Annotated in this window: 18 protein-coding genes; 8 read left to right on the top strand and 10 right to left on the bottom strand. The window is 71.6% G+C overall.

From position 1 onward, the window contains the following. Window positions 1–41 precede the first annotated feature (41 nt). Window positions 42–1,007 (bottom strand): SGNH/GDSL hydrolase family protein, encoded by a 966-nt coding sequence (locus ABT354_RS04975; RefSeq protein ID WP_351489083.1) that lies wholly within the window; start codon window positions 1,005–1,007, stop codon window positions 42–44. Between the two features lie 268 nt (window positions 1,008–1,275). Between ABT354_RS04975 and ABT354_RS04980 the strand changes: the two genes are divergently transcribed. After that, the gene (locus ABT354_RS04980; protein ID WP_351489086.1) at window positions 1,276–1,770 is read left to right on the top strand and encodes a DUF3145 domain-containing protein; all 495 of its coding nucleotides are present in this window, start codon (window positions 1,276–1,278) and stop codon (window positions 1,768–1,770) included. Window positions 1,771–1,938: 168 nt separating this feature from the next. Here the strand turns inward: ABT354_RS04980 and fabF are convergent, their stop codons facing one another. From fabF to ABT354_RS05005, 5 genes are all read right to left on the bottom strand, one after another. After that, window positions 1,939–3,201 (bottom strand): beta-ketoacyl-ACP synthase II, encoded by a 1,263-nt coding sequence (gene fabF, locus ABT354_RS04985; protein ID WP_351489089.1) that lies wholly within the window; start codon window positions 3,199–3,201, stop codon window positions 1,939–1,941. Window positions 3,202–3,313: 112 nt separating this feature from the next. Then, entirely contained in the window at window positions 3,314–3,562 is a 249-nt protein-coding gene (locus tag ABT354_RS04990; protein WP_351489092.1) for an acyl carrier protein, read from the bottom strand. Window positions 3,563–3,679: 117 nt separating this feature from the next. Continuing rightward, window positions 3,680–4,681 carry a ketoacyl-ACP synthase III gene (locus tag ABT354_RS04995; RefSeq protein ID WP_351489095.1) on the bottom strand — a complete coding sequence of 334 codons (1,002 nt, stop codon included), beginning with the start codon at window positions 4,679–4,681 and terminating at the stop codon, window positions 3,680–3,682. Window positions 4,682–4,717: 36 nt separating this feature from the next. Then, a complete protein-coding gene (locus tag ABT354_RS05000) occupies window positions 4,718–5,635 on the bottom strand; it encodes an ACP S-malonyltransferase (protein ID WP_351489097.1) in 918 nt (305 codons plus the stop codon). Between the two features lie 89 nt (window positions 5,636–5,724). Further along, the gene (locus ABT354_RS05005; protein ID WP_351489098.1) at window positions 5,725–6,909 is read right to left on the bottom strand and encodes a PucR family transcriptional regulator; all 1,185 of its coding nucleotides are present in this window, start codon (window positions 6,907–6,909) and stop codon (window positions 5,725–5,727) included. A 109-nt stretch (window positions 6,910–7,018) separates the two neighbouring features. On the opposite strand from ABT354_RS05005, the gene ABT354_RS05010 reads away from it, so the two are divergent. Beyond that, on the top strand, window positions 7,019–7,696 hold the full coding sequence (locus ABT354_RS05010; RefSeq protein ID WP_351489100.1) for a pirin family protein: 678 nt from the start codon (window positions 7,019–7,021) through the stop codon (window positions 7,694–7,696). 79 nt (window positions 7,697–7,775) lie between these two features. Here the strand turns inward: ABT354_RS05010 and ABT354_RS05015 are convergent, their stop codons facing one another. After that, complete coding sequence (locus ABT354_RS05015; RefSeq protein ID WP_351489103.1) at window positions 7,776–8,594, bottom strand: serine hydrolase domain-containing protein; 819 nt, start codon at window positions 8,592–8,594, stop codon at window positions 7,776–7,778. Between the two features lie 142 nt (window positions 8,595–8,736). On the opposite strand from ABT354_RS05015, the gene ABT354_RS05020 reads away from it, so the two are divergent. Both ABT354_RS05020 and ABT354_RS05025 read left to right on the top strand, forming a co-directional pair. Further along, window positions 8,737–9,264 carry a MerR family transcriptional regulator gene (locus ABT354_RS05020; RefSeq protein WP_351489106.1) on the top strand — a complete coding sequence of 176 codons (528 nt, stop codon included), beginning with the start codon at window positions 8,737–8,739 and terminating at the stop codon, window positions 9,262–9,264. A gap of 7 nt (window positions 9,265–9,271) precedes the next feature. Then, a complete protein-coding gene (locus ABT354_RS05025; RefSeq protein WP_351489108.1) occupies window positions 9,272–10,285 on the top strand; it encodes an aldo/keto reductase in 1,014 nt (337 codons plus the stop codon). A gap of 107 nt (window positions 10,286–10,392) precedes the next feature. Here the strand turns inward: ABT354_RS05025 and ABT354_RS05030 are convergent, their stop codons facing one another. Together ABT354_RS05030 and ABT354_RS05035 are read right to left on the bottom strand one after the other, a co-directional pair. Further along, window positions 10,393–11,247 (bottom strand): DUF4429 domain-containing protein, encoded by an 855-nt coding sequence (locus ABT354_RS05030; protein ID WP_351489110.1) that lies wholly within the window; start codon window positions 11,245–11,247, stop codon window positions 10,393–10,395. A 76-nt stretch (window positions 11,248–11,323) separates the two neighbouring features. Beyond that, a complete protein-coding gene (locus ABT354_RS05035; protein WP_351489209.1) occupies window positions 11,324–12,463 on the bottom strand; it encodes an alpha/beta hydrolase in 1,140 nt (379 codons plus the stop codon). A 366-nt stretch (window positions 12,464–12,829) separates the two neighbouring features. On the opposite strand from ABT354_RS05035, the gene ABT354_RS05040 reads away from it, so the two are divergent. Next, entirely contained in the window at window positions 12,830–13,201 is a 372-nt protein-coding gene (locus tag ABT354_RS05040) for a peptidase inhibitor family I36 protein (RefSeq protein ID WP_351489112.1), read from the top strand. Window positions 13,202–13,333: 132 nt separating this feature from the next. On the opposite strand, the gene aceE is transcribed toward ABT354_RS05040, so the two are convergent. Beyond that, complete coding sequence (gene aceE, locus ABT354_RS05045) at window positions 13,334–16,078, bottom strand: pyruvate dehydrogenase (acetyl-transferring), homodimeric type (protein ID WP_351489115.1); 2,745 nt, start codon at window positions 16,076–16,078, stop codon at window positions 13,334–13,336. A 542-nt stretch (window positions 16,079–16,620) separates the two neighbouring features. On the opposite strand from aceE, the gene ABT354_RS05050 reads away from it, so the two are divergent. From ABT354_RS05050 to ABT354_RS05060, 3 genes are all read left to right on the top strand, one after another. Continuing rightward, window positions 16,621–17,043, top strand: coding sequence for a DUF3052 domain-containing protein (locus tag ABT354_RS05050; protein ID WP_351489118.1), 423 nt, complete (start codon window positions 16,621–16,623; stop codon window positions 17,041–17,043). Window positions 17,044–17,297: 254 nt separating this feature from the next. Continuing rightward, window positions 17,298–17,756: a peroxiredoxin gene (locus ABT354_RS05055; RefSeq protein ID WP_351489120.1), complete on the top strand. Its 459-nt coding sequence runs from the start codon at window positions 17,298–17,300 to the stop codon at window positions 17,754–17,756. Between the two features lie 251 nt (window positions 17,757–18,007). Beyond that, window positions 18,008–18,583: a TerD family protein gene (locus tag ABT354_RS05060; RefSeq protein WP_351489123.1), complete on the top strand. Its 576-nt coding sequence runs from the start codon at window positions 18,008–18,010 to the stop codon at window positions 18,581–18,583. The last annotated feature ends 116 nt before the right edge of the window (window positions 18,584–18,699 follow it).

Genomic DNA, 18,699 nt, shown 5'->3' on the forward strand with positions numbered 1-18,699 from the left:
GCCCGGGAGAGGTCCCCGGCCGGGACCGTGCCGTGCGGGGCTCACCTCGGGGGCCGCTCCGCGGTGATGTTGCGGTACGCGATCTCCGCGAGCGCCCCCTGGCCGTCCTTGCTCGGGTGGAACCAGTCCCAGCGGCTCAGCAGATCGGTCCCGAAGCGGTACTCGAAGACCGCCCCGCCGTCGTACCGGCAGCGGCTGTCCTCGGCGCAGACGTCCTTCAGGACGCCGTTGTACGCCACCACCCGCTGCTGCACGGCCGCCCGCCGCTGCTCGGCCCGTACGCTCGCGTCCTCGGCGTCGCCCAGCATCGAGGAGCAGATGCCCAGCTTCCAGACCGCCCGCCCCAGCGGGTCGTCCTTCCCGGTGGACCAGAGCCGCTTCAGATCCGGCACGCTGGAGACATAGACCTGGGCCTTCGGGGCGGTGCGCCGCAGCTCCCGCAGGGCGCCGCTGAAGGAGGCCCGGAAGTCCGCCACCGGGGTCATCGACTCCGGCGCGTCCGCACAGGCGTCGTTGGCGCCGACCAGCACGGTCACCAGCTCCGGCTTGCGGGCCGCCGCCCGGGCCATCTGCGCGGGCAGATCGGCGACCTGGGCGCCGGTGCGGGCGTAGTTCCAGGTGCGCTGGGCGACCCCGGTGGCGCCGCCGCCGATCAGCCGCATCGCGAGGCTGCGGACCTCCTTGTCGGTGCCGGTGGCCCAGGACGCCTCGGGGCAGTCCGAGAGCACCAGACAGGCGTCGAAGGCGCGGGTGATGGAGTCCCCCACCGCGGCGATCGAGTCCGGGCTGCGGTTCCAGACCGGGCCGCGCTTCACGGGTGCGCCGCGCTCCTCCTGCTCGGACGACGTGTCACACGCCGTCAGCGTCCCCGTGGTCAGCAGGGCCGCCAGGGCGAGGGCGGTGGCCGCCCGCCGCCCACGCCGATGTCTCCCGGCGGTCCGTCCGGCCCCCGGCGCGTGGTCCTCGCGCGCGGGCCGGCCCCCAGGAGCCTCGTGGGTCTCGTCCATCCCGGTTTCCCCTCCGATTTCGACTGCCCCCGAGGTCCTGCCGAGTGAAAGCGTGGTGTGTACGGTCCCGGGACCGAGATTACGTCACCCCCGGGGCAGCCACGCACGATAGCTTTTCCCCGTCGACGCAGAGGTTTCACGCCCGGCGGCCCCGGCGTTTCGGTAAATTACCTCACGTCACATGCTGTCCCTTTTGTGGAGATTAACTCCCGATGCTGTTTACTGAGGCCGCTGGGAAGACGATCCTCGTCCCACACTGGAGGTCCCGGTGACGACACGTGGTGTTCTGTACATTCACTCCGCACCGCGCGCGCTCTGCCCGCATGTCGAATGGGCGGTCGCGGGCGTGCTGGGGGTCCGGGTCCAGCTGGACTGGATCCGGCAGCCCGCCGCGCCCGGCACCTGGCGGGCCGAGTTCTCCTGGCAGGCCGGGGTGGGGACGGCGTCCCAGCTGGCGTCCGCGCTCAGAGGCTGGCATCTGCTGCGGTTCGAGGTGACTGCGGAGCCCTGTGCCAAGGCCGAGGGCGAGCGCTACAGCGCCACCCCCGAACTGGGGATCTTCCATGCCGTCACCGGGATGCACGGGGACATCCTCATCCCGGAGGACCGGCTGCGGGCGGCGCTCCAGCGGGCCGCGCGGGACGGGACCGATCTGGCGGCGGAGATCGAGAAGCTGCTCGGCAAGCCCTGGGACGACGAGCTGGAGTCCTTCCGGTACGCGGGTGAGGGCGCACCGGTCCGCTGGTTGCACCAGGTGGTCTGACGGCCCGTCCGCCCGGCCCCCCGGCGACCTCCGGCTTGCTTCGGCGTACCCCGTACCGGAACGGGCGAGGCCCGCACCCCCTCGGGGGCGCGGGCCTCACTCATGTCGTCGTCCGTGCCGTCTCCGGGCGCCCGGCGGCGGCGGTCGGACCGAACGGACCGGCGGCGGTCAGACCGAACGGAACGCCAGCACCACGTTGTGGCCGCCGAAGCCGAACGAGTTGTTGATCGCGGCGATCGTGCCGTCCGGCAGGGCGCGCGGGGCGCCGCGCACGATGTCGGCGTCGACCTCCGGGTCCAGCTCGTCGACGTTGATGGTCGGCGGGGCGACCCGGTGGTACAGCGCCAGCACGGTGGCGACCGTCTCCACACCGCCGGCCCCGCCCAGCAGATGACCGGTCATCGACTTGGTCGCCGAGACCGCGACATGGTCGAGGTCGTCGCCGAGGACCTGGCGCAGCGCCTTGACCTCCGCGACATCGCCCTGCGGGGTGGAGGTGGCGTGCGCGTTGAGGTGCACGATCTGCTCGGGCTTGAGGTCCGAGCTGTCGAGCAGGTTGCGCAGGGCGGCGGCGATGCCCCGCCCGCCGGGCTCGGGCTGCGCGATGTGGTGGCTGTCGGCCGACAGGCCCTGCCCCAGCACCTCGCAGTAGACCCGGGCGCCGCGCCGGGCGGCGTGCTCGGCCGACTCCAGGACGACGACACCCGCCCCCTCGCCGAGGACGAAGCCGTCGCGCCCCGTGTCGTACGGGCGGGAGGCCGTCTCCGGCGACTCGTTGTTCTTGGACATCGCCATCATGCTGGCGAACGCGGCCACGGGCAGCGGATGGATCGCCGCCTCGGTGCCGCCGGTGACGACCACATCGGCACGGCCGGTGCGGATCATCTCCACGGCGTAGCCGATCGCCTCGGCGCCCGAGGCGCAGGCGGAGACCATGGAGTGGACACCCGCACGGGCGTTCACCTCCAGGCCGACATTGGCCGAGGGGCTGTTCGGCATGAGCATGGGCACGGTGTGCGGGGAGACCCGCCGCGCGCCCTTCTCCTTCAGTACGTCGTACTGGTCGAGCAGGGTGGTCACGCCACCGATGCCGGAGGAGACGACCACACCGAGCCGGGTCGGGTCCAGCGGGCCGTCCTCCTCGGCGGGACCGGTGTAGCCGGCGTCCGCCCAGGCCTCCCGCGCGGCGATCAGCGCGAACTGCGCCGAGCGGTCGAGCTTGCGGGCCAGCGGGCGGGGCAGGACCTCACTGGGGTCGACAGCCGCGGTCGCGGCGATCCGCACCGGCAGATCGGCGAAGCGCTCGTCGTCCAGGAGCCGGGCTCCGGAGCGTCCGGCGAGCAGACCCTCCCAGGTTGACGCGCTGTCGCCACCCAACGGTGTGGTTGCGCCGATACCGGTGACGACCACGGTGTGATTGGTCGAGTTCACAGGAATTCATTCTCCACGTGTAGGGGGTGCACTGAATGTGTACGGCGTCACCGCCAGGCGGCGACCAGCGCGTTCAGTCCTGGGCCGGGGTCCGTTCGACGGACCCCAGGGATCAGCCCTGGTGCTTCGCGATGTAGTCGGCGGCGTCACCGACCGTCTTGAGGTTCTTGACGTCGTCGTCCGGGATCTTCACGTCGAAGCGCTCTTCGGCGGCGACGACGACCTCGACCATGGACAGCGAGTCCACGTCCAGGTCATCGGTGAAGGACTTGTCCAGCTGGACGTCCTCGACCGGGATACCGGCGATCTCGTTCACGATCTCCGCGAGACCGGCAACGATCTCTTCCTGCGTGGCGGCCATAGTGGCGCTCCTTCGATGTATATAAGAGGGTGTGATGTCCGGAAATTCCGGATATCACGTCCGGGGTTACCGGCCCGGGGTCCGATCGGGGAACCGGCCCGGGAATGCTCCGGTTGCCTAGGGGAGGGTAACGACCGTAGCCGCGTAGACGAGACCTGCCCCAAAGCCGATGACGAGCGCCGTGTCGCCGCTCTTGGCCTGACCGGTCGCCAGAAGCCGCTCCATCGCGAGCGGAATCGAGGCGGCCGAGGTGTTGCCGGTGGTCTCCACATCACGCGCGACCGTGACATGCTCCGGCAGTTTGAGGGTCTTCACCATCGAATCGATGATCCGCATATTGGCCTGGTGCGGAATGAAGACATCCAGGTCGTTCGCGGTGATCCCGGCCGCGTCCAGCGCCTGCTGGGCGACCTTCGCCATCTCGAAGACGGCCCAGCGGAAGACCGCCTGGCCCTCCTGCGTGATGGCGGGGAACCGCGCCACGGTGCCGTCACGGTAGTCCGTCCACGGCACGGTCTGCATGATGGTGTCGGACTTGTCGCCCTCGGAGCCCCAGACCGTCGGGCCGATCATGGGCTCCTGGGAGGGGCCCACGACCACGGCGCCCGCGCCGTCGCCGAAGAGGAAGGCGGTCGCCCGGTCCTCCAGGTCGGTCAGATCACTCAGCCGCTCCACCCCGATGACCAGGACGTACTCGGCGGAGCCATCGGTGACCATGCCCCGGGCGAGGGTCAGGGCGTAGCCGAAGCCGGCACAGCCCGCCGAGATGTCGAAGGCCGCGGGACGGTTGGCGCCGATCCGGTCGGCGATCTCGGTGGCGACCGCCGGGGTCTGCTTGAAGTGCGAGACCGTGGCCACGACGACCCCGCCGATCTGCTCGGGGATGACCCCGGCGTCGGCGATGGCCTTTCCCGCGGCCTCCACGGACATCGCGCACACCGTCTCCTCGGGGGAGGCCCAGTGCCGCGTGGCGATGCCCGAGCGGGAGCGGATCCACTCGTCGGAGGAGTCGATCTTCTCCAGGATCACCTCGTTCGGCACGACGCGGGTGGGACGGTAGCCGCCCACACCCATGATCCGTGCGTACGGGGCGCCCTTGCTGGGCTTGATCTTCGCCATCTCTGCGGATCTCCTTGTCAGACTCTGTCGGCCCGCTCAGGCCGCTGAATGCTCAGCGGCGAGCGTACGGGCCGCGTCCAGATCGTCCGGGGTCTTCAGAGCGTGCGTCTTCACGCCCGGCAGGGCGCGCTTGGCCAGATTGGTGAGCGTGCCACCCGGAGCCACCTCGATCAGCGCGGTGGCACCGCGGGCGGCGAAGGTCTCCATGCAGAGGTCCCAGCGCACCGGGTTGGCCACCTGGCCGACCAGCCGCTCCACGACCTCGGCACCGGTGGCCACGGCCCGCCCGTCCTTGTTGGAGACATACGACAGCGTGGGGTCCGCGGGCGTCAGCTCGGCCGCCGCCTTCTCCAGAGCGGTGACCGCGGGCGCCATATGGACCGTGTGGAAGGCCCCCGCCACCTTCAGCGGGACGGCCCTCCGGACCCCCTCGGGCAGCTCCTCCGCGAAGGCGGCGAGCTGCTCGGTGGTGCCGGCGGCGACGATCTGACCCGCGCCGTTGACATTGGCCGGGGTCAGCCCGAACCGCTCCAGATGCGGCAGCACCACCTCGGGGTCGCCCCCGAGCAGCGCCGACATCCCCGTCTCGGCGGCGGCGGCCGCCTCGGCCATCGCCAGCCCGCGGGTACGGACGAGACGGAGTGCGGCGGTCTCGTCCAGCACCCCCGCGAACACGGCGGCGGTGATCTCACCGACGCTGTGGCCCGCGACGATGCCCGGGGAGACCGGGCCCAGCGCGGACGCGGCCAGCAGACCGGCCGCGACCAGCAGCGGCTGCGCCACCGCGGTGTCACGGATCGCGTCCGCGTCAGCCTCGGTGCCGTAGTGGGCCAGGTCGAGGTCGATGGCCTCGGACCACCGCGCGACACGGTCGGCCGCGCCGGGGAGGTCCAGCCAGGGGGTCAGAAAGCCAGGCGTCTGGGCGCCCTGGCCGGGAGCTACGAGTACGAGCACCCTCACACTCTCTCTCGGTTCCGCCCCACCCCGCCCGTGGGGACAGGGACGAAGAACCGTCAGGGAGTTTGTTGGTGTCCCACAAAAGGTCAGGAGTGAAGATCGCCGTCGGCCAGCCGTCCGAGGATGAGGGCGATCCGCAGGGTGAAGGCCGAGCGGACATCGGAGGGTGACCAACCGGTGACATCGGTTACGCGTCGTAGCCGGTAGCGCACGGTATTGGGATGAACAAAGAGCATCCGTGCCGCTCCTTCCAGACTGCTCGCCTGTTCCAGGTACACACTCAGGGTCTCCAGCAGCGCGGAGCCCGCCTCTTCCAGCGGTCTGTAGATCTCCTCCACCAGCTGTTCACGGGCGGCGGGGTCGGCGGCGATGGCCCGTTCCGGCAGAAGATCGTCCGCGAGAACCGGCCGGGGGGCGTCCTGCCAGGCCGCGCACGCCTTGAGGCCCGCCGCGGCGGCCTGCGCCGAGCGGGTCGCGGCCAGCAGGTCCTGCACCACGGGCCCGGCCACCACCGGACCTGCGGCAAAGGGGCCGATCAGCGCCTTGGCGACCTGGAGCGGATTGTCGCTGCCGCCCGCGATCACCACCAGCCGGTCCCCGAGCACGCCGGTGAGGACCTGGAGCTTGGCATGGCGGGCGGCCCGGCGGATCGCCTCCACCGTCAGCTCGCTGTCGCCCTCGGGCGCGGTGCCGAGGACCACACAGACCCGGTCCGGTGAGCTCCAGCCGAGTGCGGCGGCCCGGGAGACCGCGCCCTCGTCCGCCTCGCCCGACAGCACCGCGTTGACCACCAGCGACTCCAGCCGGGCGTCCCACGCCCCGCGGGCCTCGGCGGCCTGGGCGTACACCTGGGCGGTGGCGAAGGCGATCTCCCGGGCGTAGACGAGCAGCGCCTCGCGCAGCACCCCCGAGTCCCCGGGGGCGGCCACCTCCTCGATGGCCGTCTCCATGACCTCGATGGTGGTCCGCACCATCTCCACGGTCTGGCGCAGGGTGATGGCCCGGGTCAGTTCGCGCGGGGCGGTGCCGAAGACATCGGTGGAGATCGCCTGCGGGGTGTCCGGATGCCGGAACCACTCGGTGAACGCGGCGATACCGGCCTGGGCGACCAGACCGATCCACGACCGGTTCTCCGGGGGCATCGCCCGGTACCAGGGCAGCGTCTCGTCCATGCGCGCGATGGCGTTCGCGGCGAGCCGGCCGGACGACTGTTCCAGTCGGCGCAGGGTCGCGGAGTGCGGGTGGGCGTCGTTCGTTGCAGGTTCGGGCACGGGGACAAGAGTGCCTTATCAGGACGGCGTAGCTAAGTGCCGGGGGCGATCCGTCCGTCCGGGACGCCGGGGAGTGGGACCCGCGGCTACCGTGGCCTACGGTGGGGGCGTGATTGACGTACGCCGTGCGGGGGACCGCTACCGGGGCGGTGAGCCGGAGGCCGGCATCATCACCCGCCACGCCTTCTCCTTCGGGCCGCACTACGACCCGGACAACCTCCGCTTCGGCGCGCTCCTCGCCTGCAACGAGGAACGGCTCGACGCCGGCGCCGGGTTCGCCGAGCATCCGCACAGCCATACCGAGATCGTCACCTGGGTCGTGGAGGGGGAGCTGACCCACCGTGACTCGGCGGGCCATGCCACCGTCGTACGCCCCGGGGACCTCCAGCGGCTCAGTGCCGCCTCCGGGGTCCGGCACACCGAGCGCAACGACGGCGACCGGCCGCTGGTCTTCGTCCAGATGTGGCTGGCGCCGCTGGAGCCCGGCGGGGATCCCGCGTACGAGGTCGTCCGGGGGGTCGGGGACCGCTATGAGCTGCCGGGGGCGGGTGCGGTGCTGCACATCCTCCGCCCGGCGCCCGGTGAGCGGGTCGCGCTGCCCCCGGCGCCCGCCGTCCATGTGCACACGGTCCGGGGCGCGGTACGGGTCGGCGGGACCGATGGGACCGACGGGACCGACGGGACGGAGCTGGGCCCGGGCGACGCCGCCCGGATCGGCGGCGGTGGGACCGTCTCCCTGTGGGGGGCGGCGGGCCCGGCCGAGGTGCTGGTCTGGGCGATGGGCTGACACCGGGCCGTCGGCCCGGCACCGGCCCGTATCCAAGCCGCCCGATCCTGAGCCGCCCGTACCGGAGCCGTTCCCGGCCTCAGCCGGTGCGGAGTTCGGCGAGGACCGCGTCGGTGAAGGGCGGCCAGGCCTCGACGGCCCAGGGCCCGAAGGCCCGGTCGGTCAGGGCCACACAGGCGGCCCCCGCGTCCGGGTCGATCCACAGGAACGTCCCCGACTGGCCGAAGTGCCCGAAGGTCCGCGGCGACGAGGAATCCCCCGTCCAGTGCGGCGACTTGCCGTCCCGGATCTCGAAGCCGAGACCCCAGTCGTTGGGCCGCTGCCTGCCGTACCCGGGCAGCAGTCCGTCCAGACCCGGATGGGTGACGGTCATCGCCTCCAGGACCGTCCGGGGATCCAGCAGCCGGGGCCGCTGCACCTCGGCGGCGAAGCGGACCAGATCGGCGACGGTGGAGACGCCGTCCCGGGCCGCCGAGCCCTCCAGCGCGGTGGCGGCCATCCCCAGCGGCTCCAGCACCGCCTGGTGCAGATAGCGGTCGAAGGGGATGCCGGTGACCTTGGCGACATGGTCCGCCAACACCTCGAACCCGGCGTTGGAGTAGGTCCTGCGGGTGCCCGGGGCATAGGTCGCCCGGTGCTCGTCATAGGCGAGACCGGAGGTGTGCGCCAGCAGATGACGGACGGTGGAGCCCTCGGGGCCCGCCGGGTCGTCCAGTTCGAGCGCGCCCTCCTCGTAGGCGATGAGCACCGCGTACGCGGCCAGCGGCTTGGTCACCGAGGCCAGCGGGAAGCGGTGGTCCACCGGACCGTGGGTACCGGCGACCGTGCCGTCCGCGCGGACCACGGCCGCCGCCGAGATCGGTACCGGCCAGTTGTCGATCGTCGCCAGGCTTCGCATGCGTACGAGCCTACGGCCTGCCCGGAGGCCGGTCCCAGCGGGGATCCCGCGTGCCGGGAGGGGCCCGGGGGCATGGGTGCCATGGGCGTACTCCGGCCTGCGTTCTTGCCTGGAGTGCACTCCAGCGTTTTAGCGTGGAGGCATGACGCTGATGGACAGCAGCAGCCCGGCGCCCGTGCGGCCGGTGGGGCGGGACCGGTACACGATCAGTGAGGTCGCCGCCCGGACCGGGCTCAGCGCGTACACCCTCCGCTGGTACGAGCGGATCGGGCTGATGCCCCATGTCGACAGATCCCACACCGGGCAGCGCCGCTTCACCGACAGTGATCTGGACTGGCTCGACTTCGTCGGCAAGCTCCGGCTGACCGGGATGCCGGTCGCGGACATGGTCCGCTTCGCCGAGCTGGCCCGCGCGGGCGAGCACACCATGCGGGACCGCCGCGACCTGCTGGTGCGGACCCGGGCCGATGTCCTGGCCCGGGTCGCCGAGCTGAGGGACACCCTCGCGGTACTGGACTACAAGATCGATTTCTATGGCGGGGCCCTGGGAGTGACGGAGGCGGTGGAGACGGCCGGCCCGCGGACAGCGGCCGTTCCCGACTGCTCCACCGCTCCCGGTGCCACCGTCACCACCACGACCACCACGACCACCACGACCACCAAGGACTGAGCTTCCGATGAACGAGCAGCAGATCGCACAGGTGCGTCTCGGCTCCGACGGCCCCCTGGTGGGGGTCCAGGGCCTCGGCTGCATGGGCATGAGCGAGTTCTACGGGGACACGGACGAAGGCGCCGCGCGCGCCACCCTGGACGCCGCGCTGGAGAGCGGTGTCACCCTTTTCGATACGGCGGACATCTACGGCCGGGGGGCCAACGAGGAGTTCCTGGCCCCCTTCGTCGCCGCGCACCGGGACAGCATCACCCTCGCCACCAAGTTCGCGATCGAACGCACCGACGACCCGGCGTACCGGGGGGTGCGCAACGACCCCGCCTACGTCCGGAGCGCCGCCGAGGCCAGTCTGCGGCGGCTGGGCGTCGAGGTGATCGACCTCTACTACATGCACCGCAGGGACCCCGGGGTGCCGCTCGCCGACTCGGTCGGTGCCATGGCCGAGCTGGTGAAGGCGGGCCTGGTGCGCCATCTCGGGCTGAGCGAGGTGACCGGGGCGGAGCTGCGCGAGGCGCACGCGGTGCATCCGATCGCCGCGCTCCAGTCCGAGTGGTCGCTCTTCAGCCGGGACGTGGAACGGACCGCGGTCCCGGCGGCGGCGGAGCTGGGGGTGGCGATGGTGCCCTACTCGCCGCTCGGACGGGGCTTTCTGACCGGCTCGTTCGCCGACGCCTCGGCGGAGCTGCCCACCACCGACTACCGGGCCCATCTGCCCCGCTTCACCGGCGAGAACGCACGGGCCAACGGGGAACTCCTGGAGCCCATCCGCCGGATCGCCCGGGCCCACGACGCCACCCTCGCCCAGATCGCGCTGGCCTGGGTGCAGCGGCAGGCGGACACCCACGGGCTGGCGGTGGTCCCGATCCCCGGCACCCGTAAGCCCTCCCGGCTGTACGAGAACACCGCGGCCACCCGGGTGCCGCTGACCGAGGACGACCTGGCCGCCCTGGAGCCGCTGGCCGGGCTGGTCGCCGGGGACCGCTATCCGGACATGACCTTCACCTCGGCGTCGCGGGAGTAGGTCGTCCCTTCCGGATCCTGCCGGGCTCGCGTGCCCCGGCCCGCACCCCCGCTTCCGGTACGGGCCCGTACCGGAAGCGGGGCCGCGGGCCGGCGGGCGGCGGCGGGCTACAGCTCCGCCAGCAGCTCCGCCTTCTTGCAGCTGAACTCGTCATCGGTGACCAGGCCCGCCCGGTGCAGCTCGCCGAGGTGCCGGATCCGCTCGGCGATGTCGGCCGGGTCCCGGCGGGCGGTGCGCAGCGCCGGGACGGGTGCCCGCCCGGACCGCTGGACCGACTCCAGTACCGCCGCCGCGAACGGCAGCGACTCGTGCACCGGGCCGTTGCGCGGCCCGAAGACCACCGCGGCGGGGTCCTTGTCGACCTGCGCCGGGCGCTCCGGCTCCGCCCGGGGGAGCAGCCGCAGATAGCCGTGGGGGGCGTCCGGCGACCGCCACTCGACCCCGCTCAGCTCGCTCACCGCGAAACTCTGGTCGCCCGCCTTCCACTTGGTGGACGAGGCGCCCGTCCACGACCAGCGGAAGTCGACGCTCTTCCCGTCGAAGGAGGCGCGGGCGTCATACGCCTTGAAGTTCAGTGGCGCGCTGGGCGCCGCCACCGCGTACCGGTCGGCCGGACGGTCCGCGTCCGAGCCGAGCATGCCGCGCAGCTGCGCGGCCCAGTACTCGGCCGCCGCCTCGCCGTCGGCCGGGACCACCAGTCGATAGGGGTCGTTCGCCTCCTTGAGCTGGCCTGCCGCCGCCTCCATCAGCGGATCCGCGCCCGGTCGTGGGGACAGGCGCAGGATCACCGCCCCTCGCTTCCCCGGGGAGAGGACCACCGACGCCAACGCCTCGTGGGGGATGCGTCGTTCGCGGAGCGCCTGGAACAGCTTCGGCGTGCGGTGTCCCCGTTCGAAGCGGATGAGCACGGAGTCGGCCTCGAACTCCCATGTGGCTTGAATTCCCGCCAGTACATCACCCATACGCATCATCGTAGGCGCCGCCGGGCCGCGCGTCGCCCCTTGGGCGCAACCTGCTGTTCATGATGTTCTACGCGCGTCAGACCGCCGCTTCACCGGAAATGTCACGGCGGCAGCCGTCGTCGTGACCCGCGCAGCTCACCCCTTCATAGGCTCCCACGCCTATCTCCGCGAAATTGACCACGCTCTCCGTTCCCGGCTCGAAATAACCGCTGTGGCCGATAGCGCCCGCCGCCGATACCACCCGGGCACCGAATTCGGGGGCCACCGGGTCCTCGCCGTGGCCGATGCCCCCGACCTCCAGATGCGGCACCGCCCCGATCCAGTCGTCACCGTCCCGCGCGGCCCACACCCGGGCCCGCGCCCCCAGCTCGGTGACGTGCGAGGCGCGCATCCCCGGGCTGCCCGCCACCGCGATATCGGTCACCCGCGCGGGCAGCCGGCGCGCCGCGAGGCCGCAGACCACCGAACCGTAACTGTGGCAGAAGAGCGCCACCCCGGCCCGCCGGGGCAGCGCCCGGGTCAGCGCCGCCAGCCGCCGCGCCCCGCCCTCGGCGAGCCGCCCGGTCACCGAGTCCACCCCGATCCCGGCGGGTGCGGTGTAGTCGGCCCAGGCGATGACGGCGGTACGGGTACGGGGGGCGGCGGTCCGCTTCGCGGCGTACAGCGACTGCGCCATCCCCACCGGCGCGGTGTACCGGCGGGCGGAGCGCTGGAAGGTCAGCAGACCGGTGTCGACCCCGGGCACGACGACCGAGATCCGCCGCGCCCGCTCCAGATCGCCGAGGACCTCGGCGACCCGCCCGTGGCCCGCCGGGTCGAAGGCGAGGATCTGCCGCCCGGGGCGCATCAGCGCGGCCAGCCGGTGGATCCGGAGCAGGGTCAGCCGGCGCCCGTCCGCGCTGAGCCGGGCGGTGGCCGCGCGGACGCGCTCCTGCCGCAGCGCGTGCCCCAGGGCGATCCGGTTGGCGCGGTAGCGCAGCGGCGCGGGGGCGCCGTTGAGGTTTCCCACGACCAGGGGGAAACGCCGGGCGAGCCGGTCGCGCTCGGTGCCCGTCAGCGGGGCCAGGAAGGCAGCGATCCGCCGGTGCGGGCCGTCCGGCGCGGGCAGCGGCCGGCCCAGCACCCGGGCGGTGCGCCACTGCGCCAGCTGGGCCGCGCGCGGATCGCGGGGCGCCCCGCCGTGGCGTACGGCGGACCAGCCGGTGGTGGCCAGCATCAGCAGCACCACGGCGAGGGTGAGCACCGTGCGCCAGCCGGTGGGCGGGGCGGGCCGTGCGGGGGAGAGCGCCGGGGCGGGCGCGGGGGAGGGGCCGATGGAAGTCACTGCGGGACACCCTAGGAGACGGCTCCCATGACCCGGGTGAACCGTGAGGTGGATCACGTGTCAGAGGGTGCGAACAGGGGAAGGGGCGTCTCCTGTTCGGGTGGCCCCGTGCCCCGGCGGAGCGGTCAAGGGGAGGGGTCAGCCCCGGGTGGACCGGATCACCCGTGGGGGTGGTCCCGGGACGGATCCCGCTTCGGGCGCCCGTCGGCCGGGACAGGGTGTCCGGTCATACGATCCGCTCGACATCCCGGGGAGACCATGAGCACCACCGTCACCACCGCGACCGCCCTCGCCGCCGTTCTGCTCGCCCTCGCCGCCGCGCCCGCCCCCGCCACCGCCCTGCCCCGGCGCGCCGAGTGCCCCACGGGTGCGCTCTGCCTCTGGGAGCGGACGGAGTTCCGGGGCGCCCGCCAGCTCCATGAGCTGTACACCCTGGACATCGACAGCTGTGTCCCGCTGCCCCCGGGCACCACCGCCGAGTCGCTCGCCAACCGCACCGGGCGGCCGGTGACCACCTACCAGTCGCCGGAGTGCGCGGAGACCGGCGAGTTCGAGACCTATCCGGGCTCGGGGACCTGGGTGCCCGCCTCCCCGTATCTGATCCGGGGCCTCATGATCCGGGAGAGCTGACCCCCCGGGGCGCCGGGACCCCCGGGGTGTCGGGACCGTGCGAGTACGGGGACGTCCGGGTACGGGACCGTCCGGGTACGGGGCCCCGGCGCACGCCCCCGTACCCGGCACCGCGCCCCGTACCCGCGCCGGTCAGGCGTCGCCGCCCGCCGGACCCGGGTCCGCCGCCTTCACATCGAGCAGCCGGTACCGGTCGATCGCTTGCTTCGGCGCCGACCGGTCGATCTTTCCGTCCCGCGCCAGCTCGCTCAGGACCGCCAGCACGATCGAGGGCGCGTCGATGTGGAAGTACCGCCGCGCCGCACCCCGGGTGTCCGCGAAACCGAAGCCGTCCGCTCCCAGCGAGGTGTAGCGCCCCGGCACCCAGCGGGAGATCTGGTCCGGCACCGACCGCATCCAGTCCGACACCGCCACGAACGGGCCCTGGGCCCCCGACAGCTTGCGGGTGACATAGGGGACGCGCTCTTCCTCCTCCGGGTGGAGCAGATTGTGCTCGTCCGCTGCCACCGCCTCGCGCCGCAGCTCGTTCCAGGAGGTCGCCGACCAGACATCGGCGCGTACGTCCCACTCCTCGGCCAGGATCCGCTGCGCCTCCAGGGCCCAGGGCACCGCCACACCGGAGGCCATGATCTGCGCCGGGACGGTGCCCGCCGTGCCCTGCCGGTAGCGGTGGATGCCCTGGAGGATGCCCTCCACATCCACGTCCGCCGGCTCGGCGGGATGCTGGATGGGCTCGTTGTAGACGGTCAGGTAGTAGAAGACGTCCGGGTCCTCGCCGGGGCGGTGTTCCCCGTACATCCGGCGCAGCCCGTCCCTGACGATGTGCGCGATCTCGAAGCCGAACGCCGGGTCGTAGGCGACACACCCCGGGTTGGTCGAGGCCAGCAGCTGGGAGTGGCCGTCGGCGTGCTGGAGCCCCTCGCCGGTGAGCGTGGTGCGGCCCGCGGTGGCCCCCAGGACGAAGCCCCGGGCGAGCTGGTCGGCCATCTGCCAGAACTGGTCGCCGGTGCGCTGGAAGCCGAACATCGAGTAGAAGACATAGACCGGGATCAGCGGCTCGCCATGGGTGGCGTAGGAGGAGCCCGCCGCGATCAGCGAGGCGGTGCACCCGGCCTCGGAGATCCCGTCGTGCAGCATCTGGCCGGTGGGGGACTCCTTGTACGCGAGCAGCAGATCGCGGTCGACCGACTCGTACTGCTGGCCCAGCGGGTTGTAGATCTTCGCGCTCGGGAAGAACGAGTCCATGCCGAAGGTGCGGTACTCGTCCGGCGCGATCAGGACGAAGCGCCGGCCGATCTCCTTGTCCCGCATCAGATCCTTGAGCAGCCGGACGAAGGCCATGGTGGTGGCGATGGACTGCTGGCCCGAGCCCTTGCGCACGGCCGCGTAGGTCTTCTCCTCGGGCAGCGTCAGCGGCTTCGCCCGGACCACCCGGGTGGGCACATAGCCGCCCAGCGCCCGGCGGCGGTCGTGCATGTACTGGATCTCCTCCGAGGCCCGGCCGGGGTGGTAGTACGGCGGCGGGCCGCTCTCCAGCCGGGCGTCGGTGATCGGCAGGTGCAGCCGGTCCCGGAAGCCCTTGAGGTCGTCGACGGTGAGCTTCTTCATCTGGTGGGTGGCGTTGCGGCCCTCGAAGTTGGGACCCAGGGTCCACCCCTTCACCGTCTGCGCCAGCACCACGGTGGGCTGGCCCCGGTGCTCCTTGGCCGCCTGGAAGGCCGAGAACACCTTGCGGTGGTCATGGCCGCCGCGCCCCAGATGGAGGATCTGCTCGTCGGTCATGTTCTCGACCATGGCGCGCAGCCGGTGGTCCCCGCCGAAGAAGTGGTCACGGATGTACGCGCCGGTCTCGGTGGCGTACGTCTGGAACTGTCCGTCCGGGGTGGTGTTCAACTTGTTGACCAGGACACCGTCGCGGTCCTGGGCGAGCAGCGGGTCCCAGGAGCGGTCCCACACCAGCTTGATCACATTCCAGCCGGCGCCCCGGAAGACCGACTCCAGCTCCTGGATGACCTTGCCGTTGCCGCGGACCGGGCCGTCGAGGCGCTGGAGGTTGCAGTTGACCACGAAGGTCAGATTGTCCAGCCCCTCGCGGGCGGCGATGGTGAGCTGGCCCAGCGACTCGGGCTCGTCCATCTCGCCGTCGCCGAGGAAGGCCCAGACATGGGAGCGCGAGGTGTCGGCGATCTCCCGGGCCTGGAGATAGCGGTTCATCCGGGCCTGGTAGATCGCGCCCAGCGGGCCGAGGCCCATGGAGACGGTCGGGAACTCCCAGAAGTCCGGCATCAGCCGGGGGTGCGGATAGCTGGAGAGGCCGTTGGGGGCCTTGGACTTCTCCTGGCGGAAGGCGTCGAGCTGGGCCTCGCTCAGCCGGTCCAGCAGAAAGGCACGGGCGTAGATCCCGGGCGAGGCATGGCCCTGGAAGAAGATCTGGTCACCGCCGTCGCCCTCGTCCTTGCCCCGGAAGAAGTGGTTGAAGCCCACGTCGTAGAGGGAGGCGGAGGAGGCGAAGGTGGCGATGTGACCGCCGACACCGATCCCCGGGCGCTGGGCGCGGGAGACCATCACCGCCGCGTTCCAGCGGGTGGCGTTGAGGATCCGCCGCTCGATCTCCTCATTGCCGGGGAAGAAGGGCTCGTCCCGGGTGGCGATGGTGTTCACATAATCGGTACTGCGCATCTCGGGGACGGCGACGCGCTTCTCGCGGGCCCGCTCGATGAGGCGGAGCATCAGATAGCGGGCGCGCTCCCGGCCCCGTTCGTCCACCGCCGCGTCGAGTGAGGCCAGCCATTCCCGGGTCTCCTCCGGGTCGAAGTCCGGGACCTGGCTGGGGAGGCCGCCAATGATGATCGGGTTGCCATCTGTTCCGGAAGCCACGCTATTCCTTCGCTGCTCGAAGAAGTCTGCCGGAGGGGTCCGTCGGAGTTCCGGCAGAGGTGTCAGGCGGTGCCGTGCCGCCTCCCATCGTGTACCCCGGGGCGCTAAACGTCATCTTTACCGAGGGGTAACCCAAGATCCCGATTTCGGGGGGTGCGACCCTGGAGGCACCCGGTCCGTTCCGCCCCGGCGCGGGGGCGGAATCGGCGTGGCGCGGGGACGGAAGGGGCCCGGCGCGGAGGCGAAAGGGGTGACCCGCCACCTTACGTCCGAAGGCGGGAACGGGTCGCGCCGGGGTGTTCGGTTCCAAAAGGCGTCACCGATCGACGTAAAGTGGCAAACGCGGCTGAATCGTGTGACAGCTTGCGCGGATCGTGGCCGAACGTGTCTGGAGTTGCGTCGGGACGGGCGCAAACGTCACCGTTTCGGCGGTCCGGACGGCCGGGTACTTGCGCGATCCGTCCCGCCCGTGTGGACTACGGCCAACGCCACGCGTACGCGCGAGGCCGCGACATCTACCGAACATGATCAGGAGGCAAGCCGTGAGCGCGACCGCGGACCACGCGGAGGAGCGGACCAACCCGGCCACCAGGCTGGGGTTCGAGCCCGGACAGGTGGTCCAGGAGATCGGCTACGACGAAGACGTCGACCAGGATCTCCGTGATGGAATCGAGTCCGTGATCGGCCAGGATCTCGTGGACGAGGAGTACGACGACGTCGCCGACGTCGTCCTCCTCTGGTTCCGGGACGAGGACGGCGACCTGACGGACGCCTTGGTGGACGCCATCGGTCTACTGGAGGACGGCGGCACCATCTGGCTGCTGACCCCGAAGACGGGCCGGGACGGGTACATCGAGCCGAGCGACATCAACGACGCCGCACAGACCGCGGGTCTCTCGCAGACCCGCAGCATCAGCGCGGCCAAGGACTGGTCGGGCAGCAGGCTGGTGGCCCCCAAGCGCTAAAGCCGTCACGGAGAGTGAGCCCCGGGATCCGATGAGCCCCGGGCGATAAGACCTGGCCGGCTCCGGAGCCATCCGCTCCGGACCGTACGCCTGGGCCATGAGGCCCTCTGGGCCCTGTGCCCCGGCCCCCTCCGGTACCGCCCGAGGGGGCCTTCGCGCGTCCCGGACGGCACCCCCTGGGGGCCTTCGCGCCTCCCGGGTGGCACCCCCTAGGGTTGGGGGCGTCAGTGAAAGGCTCGGGAAGGGAAGCACCCATGGCGATCGAGGTCGGCACCAAGGCGCCGGATTTTGCGCTGAAGGACAACCACGGCCGGACCGTCCGCCTCGCCGATTACCAGGGCGAGAAGAATGTGGTGCTCCTCTTCTACCCCTTCGCCTTCACCGGCGTCTGCACCGGCGAGCTGTGCGCGCTCCGTGACGAGCTGCCGAGGTTCGTCAACGACGACACCCAGCTGCTCGCCGTCTCCAATGACTCCATCCACACCCTGCGGGTCTTCGCCGAGCAGGAGGGTCTCGAGTACCCGCTGCTGTCGGACTTCTGGCCGCACGGTGAGGCCTCGCGGGCGTACGGCGTCTTCGACGAGGAGAAGGGGTGCGCGGTGCGCGGCACCTTCATCATCGACAAGGCGGGTGTGGTGCGCTGGAGCGTGGTCAACGCCCTGCCCGACGCCCGTGACCTCACGGAGTACGTGAAGGCGCTGGAGACGCTCTGACCGCGGGCCGGATCCGGGCCGCGCACCGGTCGGGGGCCCGCTCCCGCACCGGCCGGGGGTTCGCCCCCGCACCGGCCGGGGCCCGCTCCGCGCGCCGCCGGCGGGGGCTCCGCGTGAAGTCCGCGTGATGTCCGCGCGTCCTCCTCGCCAAAGCCTGTCCCGTCCGGGAACCGGTCACTAGGATCCATTCGTTGATCCGGTACAAGTACGTACGACGGGGGCGCTGCCCCTGAAACACTCTGGAGGGACTCGTGGGAGTCAGCCTCAGCAAGGGCGGCAACGTCTCGCTGACCAAGGCCGCGCCCGGTCTGACCGCTGTCATCGTGGGCCTCGGCTGGGATGTCCGTACCACCACCGGTACGGACTTCGACCTGGACGCCAGCGCCCTGCTGGCCAACGCCGAGGGCAAGGTCACCACCGACGGCAACTTCATCTTCTTCAACAACCTCAAGAGCCCCGACGGCTCTGTGGAGCACACCGGTGACAACCTCACCGGTGAGGGCGAGGGAGACGACGAGCAGATCAAGGTCAGCCTGGCCACCGTGCCCGGCGATGTCGACAAGATCGTGTTCCCGGTCTCGATCTATGAGGCCGAGAGCCGTCAGCAGTCCTTCGGTCAGGTGCGCAACGCGTTCATCCGCGTGGTCAACCAGGCCGATGGCAATGAGCTGGCCCGCTATGACCTGAGCGAGGACGCGTCGACCGAGACCGCCATGGTCTTCGGTGAGCTGTACCGCCATGGCGCGGAGTGGAAGTTCCGTGCCATCGGTCAGGGGTATGCCTCGGGTCTGCGCGGTATCGCGCAGGACTTCGGGGTCAACGTCTGATCGAGGCCCGGTCGCGCGGGCGGGCGGCGGGACGGTGAGCCGTCCTCCCGCCCGTCCGGGCCCGTCCGGGCCGACGCCTTCTACTCGCGCTTCCTCCCGTTCAGGCTTCGCGGCTT

The organism is Streptomyces sp. NPDC000594, assembly GCF_040299965.1.
In the GTDB taxonomy this organism is placed as follows: Bacteria; Actinomycetota; Actinomycetes; order Streptomycetales; family Streptomycetaceae; genus Streptomyces.

Bases quoted from the DNA above. Each gene is read 5' to 3' on its own strand.
- ABT354_RS04975 (WP_351489083.1), bottom strand. From the start codon at position 1,007: ATGGACGAGACCCACGAGGCTCCTGGGGGCCGGCCCGCGCGCGAGGAC.
- ABT354_RS04990 (WP_351489092.1), bottom strand. From the start codon at position 3,562: ATGGCCGCCACGCAGGAAGAGATCGTTGCCGGTCTCGCGGAGATCGTG.
- ABT354_RS04995 (WP_351489095.1), bottom strand. From the start codon at position 4,681: ATGGCGAAGATCAAGCCCAGCAAGGGCGCCCCGTACGCACGGATCATG.
- ABT354_RS05015 (WP_351489103.1), bottom strand. From the start codon at position 8,594: ATGCGAAGCCTGGCGACGATCGACAACTGGCCGGTACCGATCTCGGCG.
- ABT354_RS05020 (WP_351489106.1), top strand. From the start codon at position 8,737: ATGACGCTGATGGACAGCAGCAGCCCGGCGCCCGTGCGGCCGGTGGGG.
- ABT354_RS05025 (WP_351489108.1), top strand. From the start codon at position 9,272: ATGAACGAGCAGCAGATCGCACAGGTGCGTCTCGGCTCCGACGGCCCC.
- ABT354_RS05030 (WP_351489110.1), bottom strand. From the start codon at position 11,247: ATGGGTGATGTACTGGCGGGAATTCAAGCCACATGGGAGTTCGAGGCC.
- ABT354_RS05035 (WP_351489209.1), bottom strand. From the start codon at position 12,463: ATGCTGGCCACCACCGGCTGGTCCGCCGTACGCCACGGCGGGGCGCCC.
- ABT354_RS05040 (WP_351489112.1), top strand. From the start codon at position 12,830: ATGAGCACCACCGTCACCACCGCGACCGCCCTCGCCGCCGTTCTGCTC.
- ABT354_RS05055 (WP_351489120.1), top strand. From the start codon at position 17,298: ATGGCGATCGAGGTCGGCACCAAGGCGCCGGATTTTGCGCTGAAGGAC.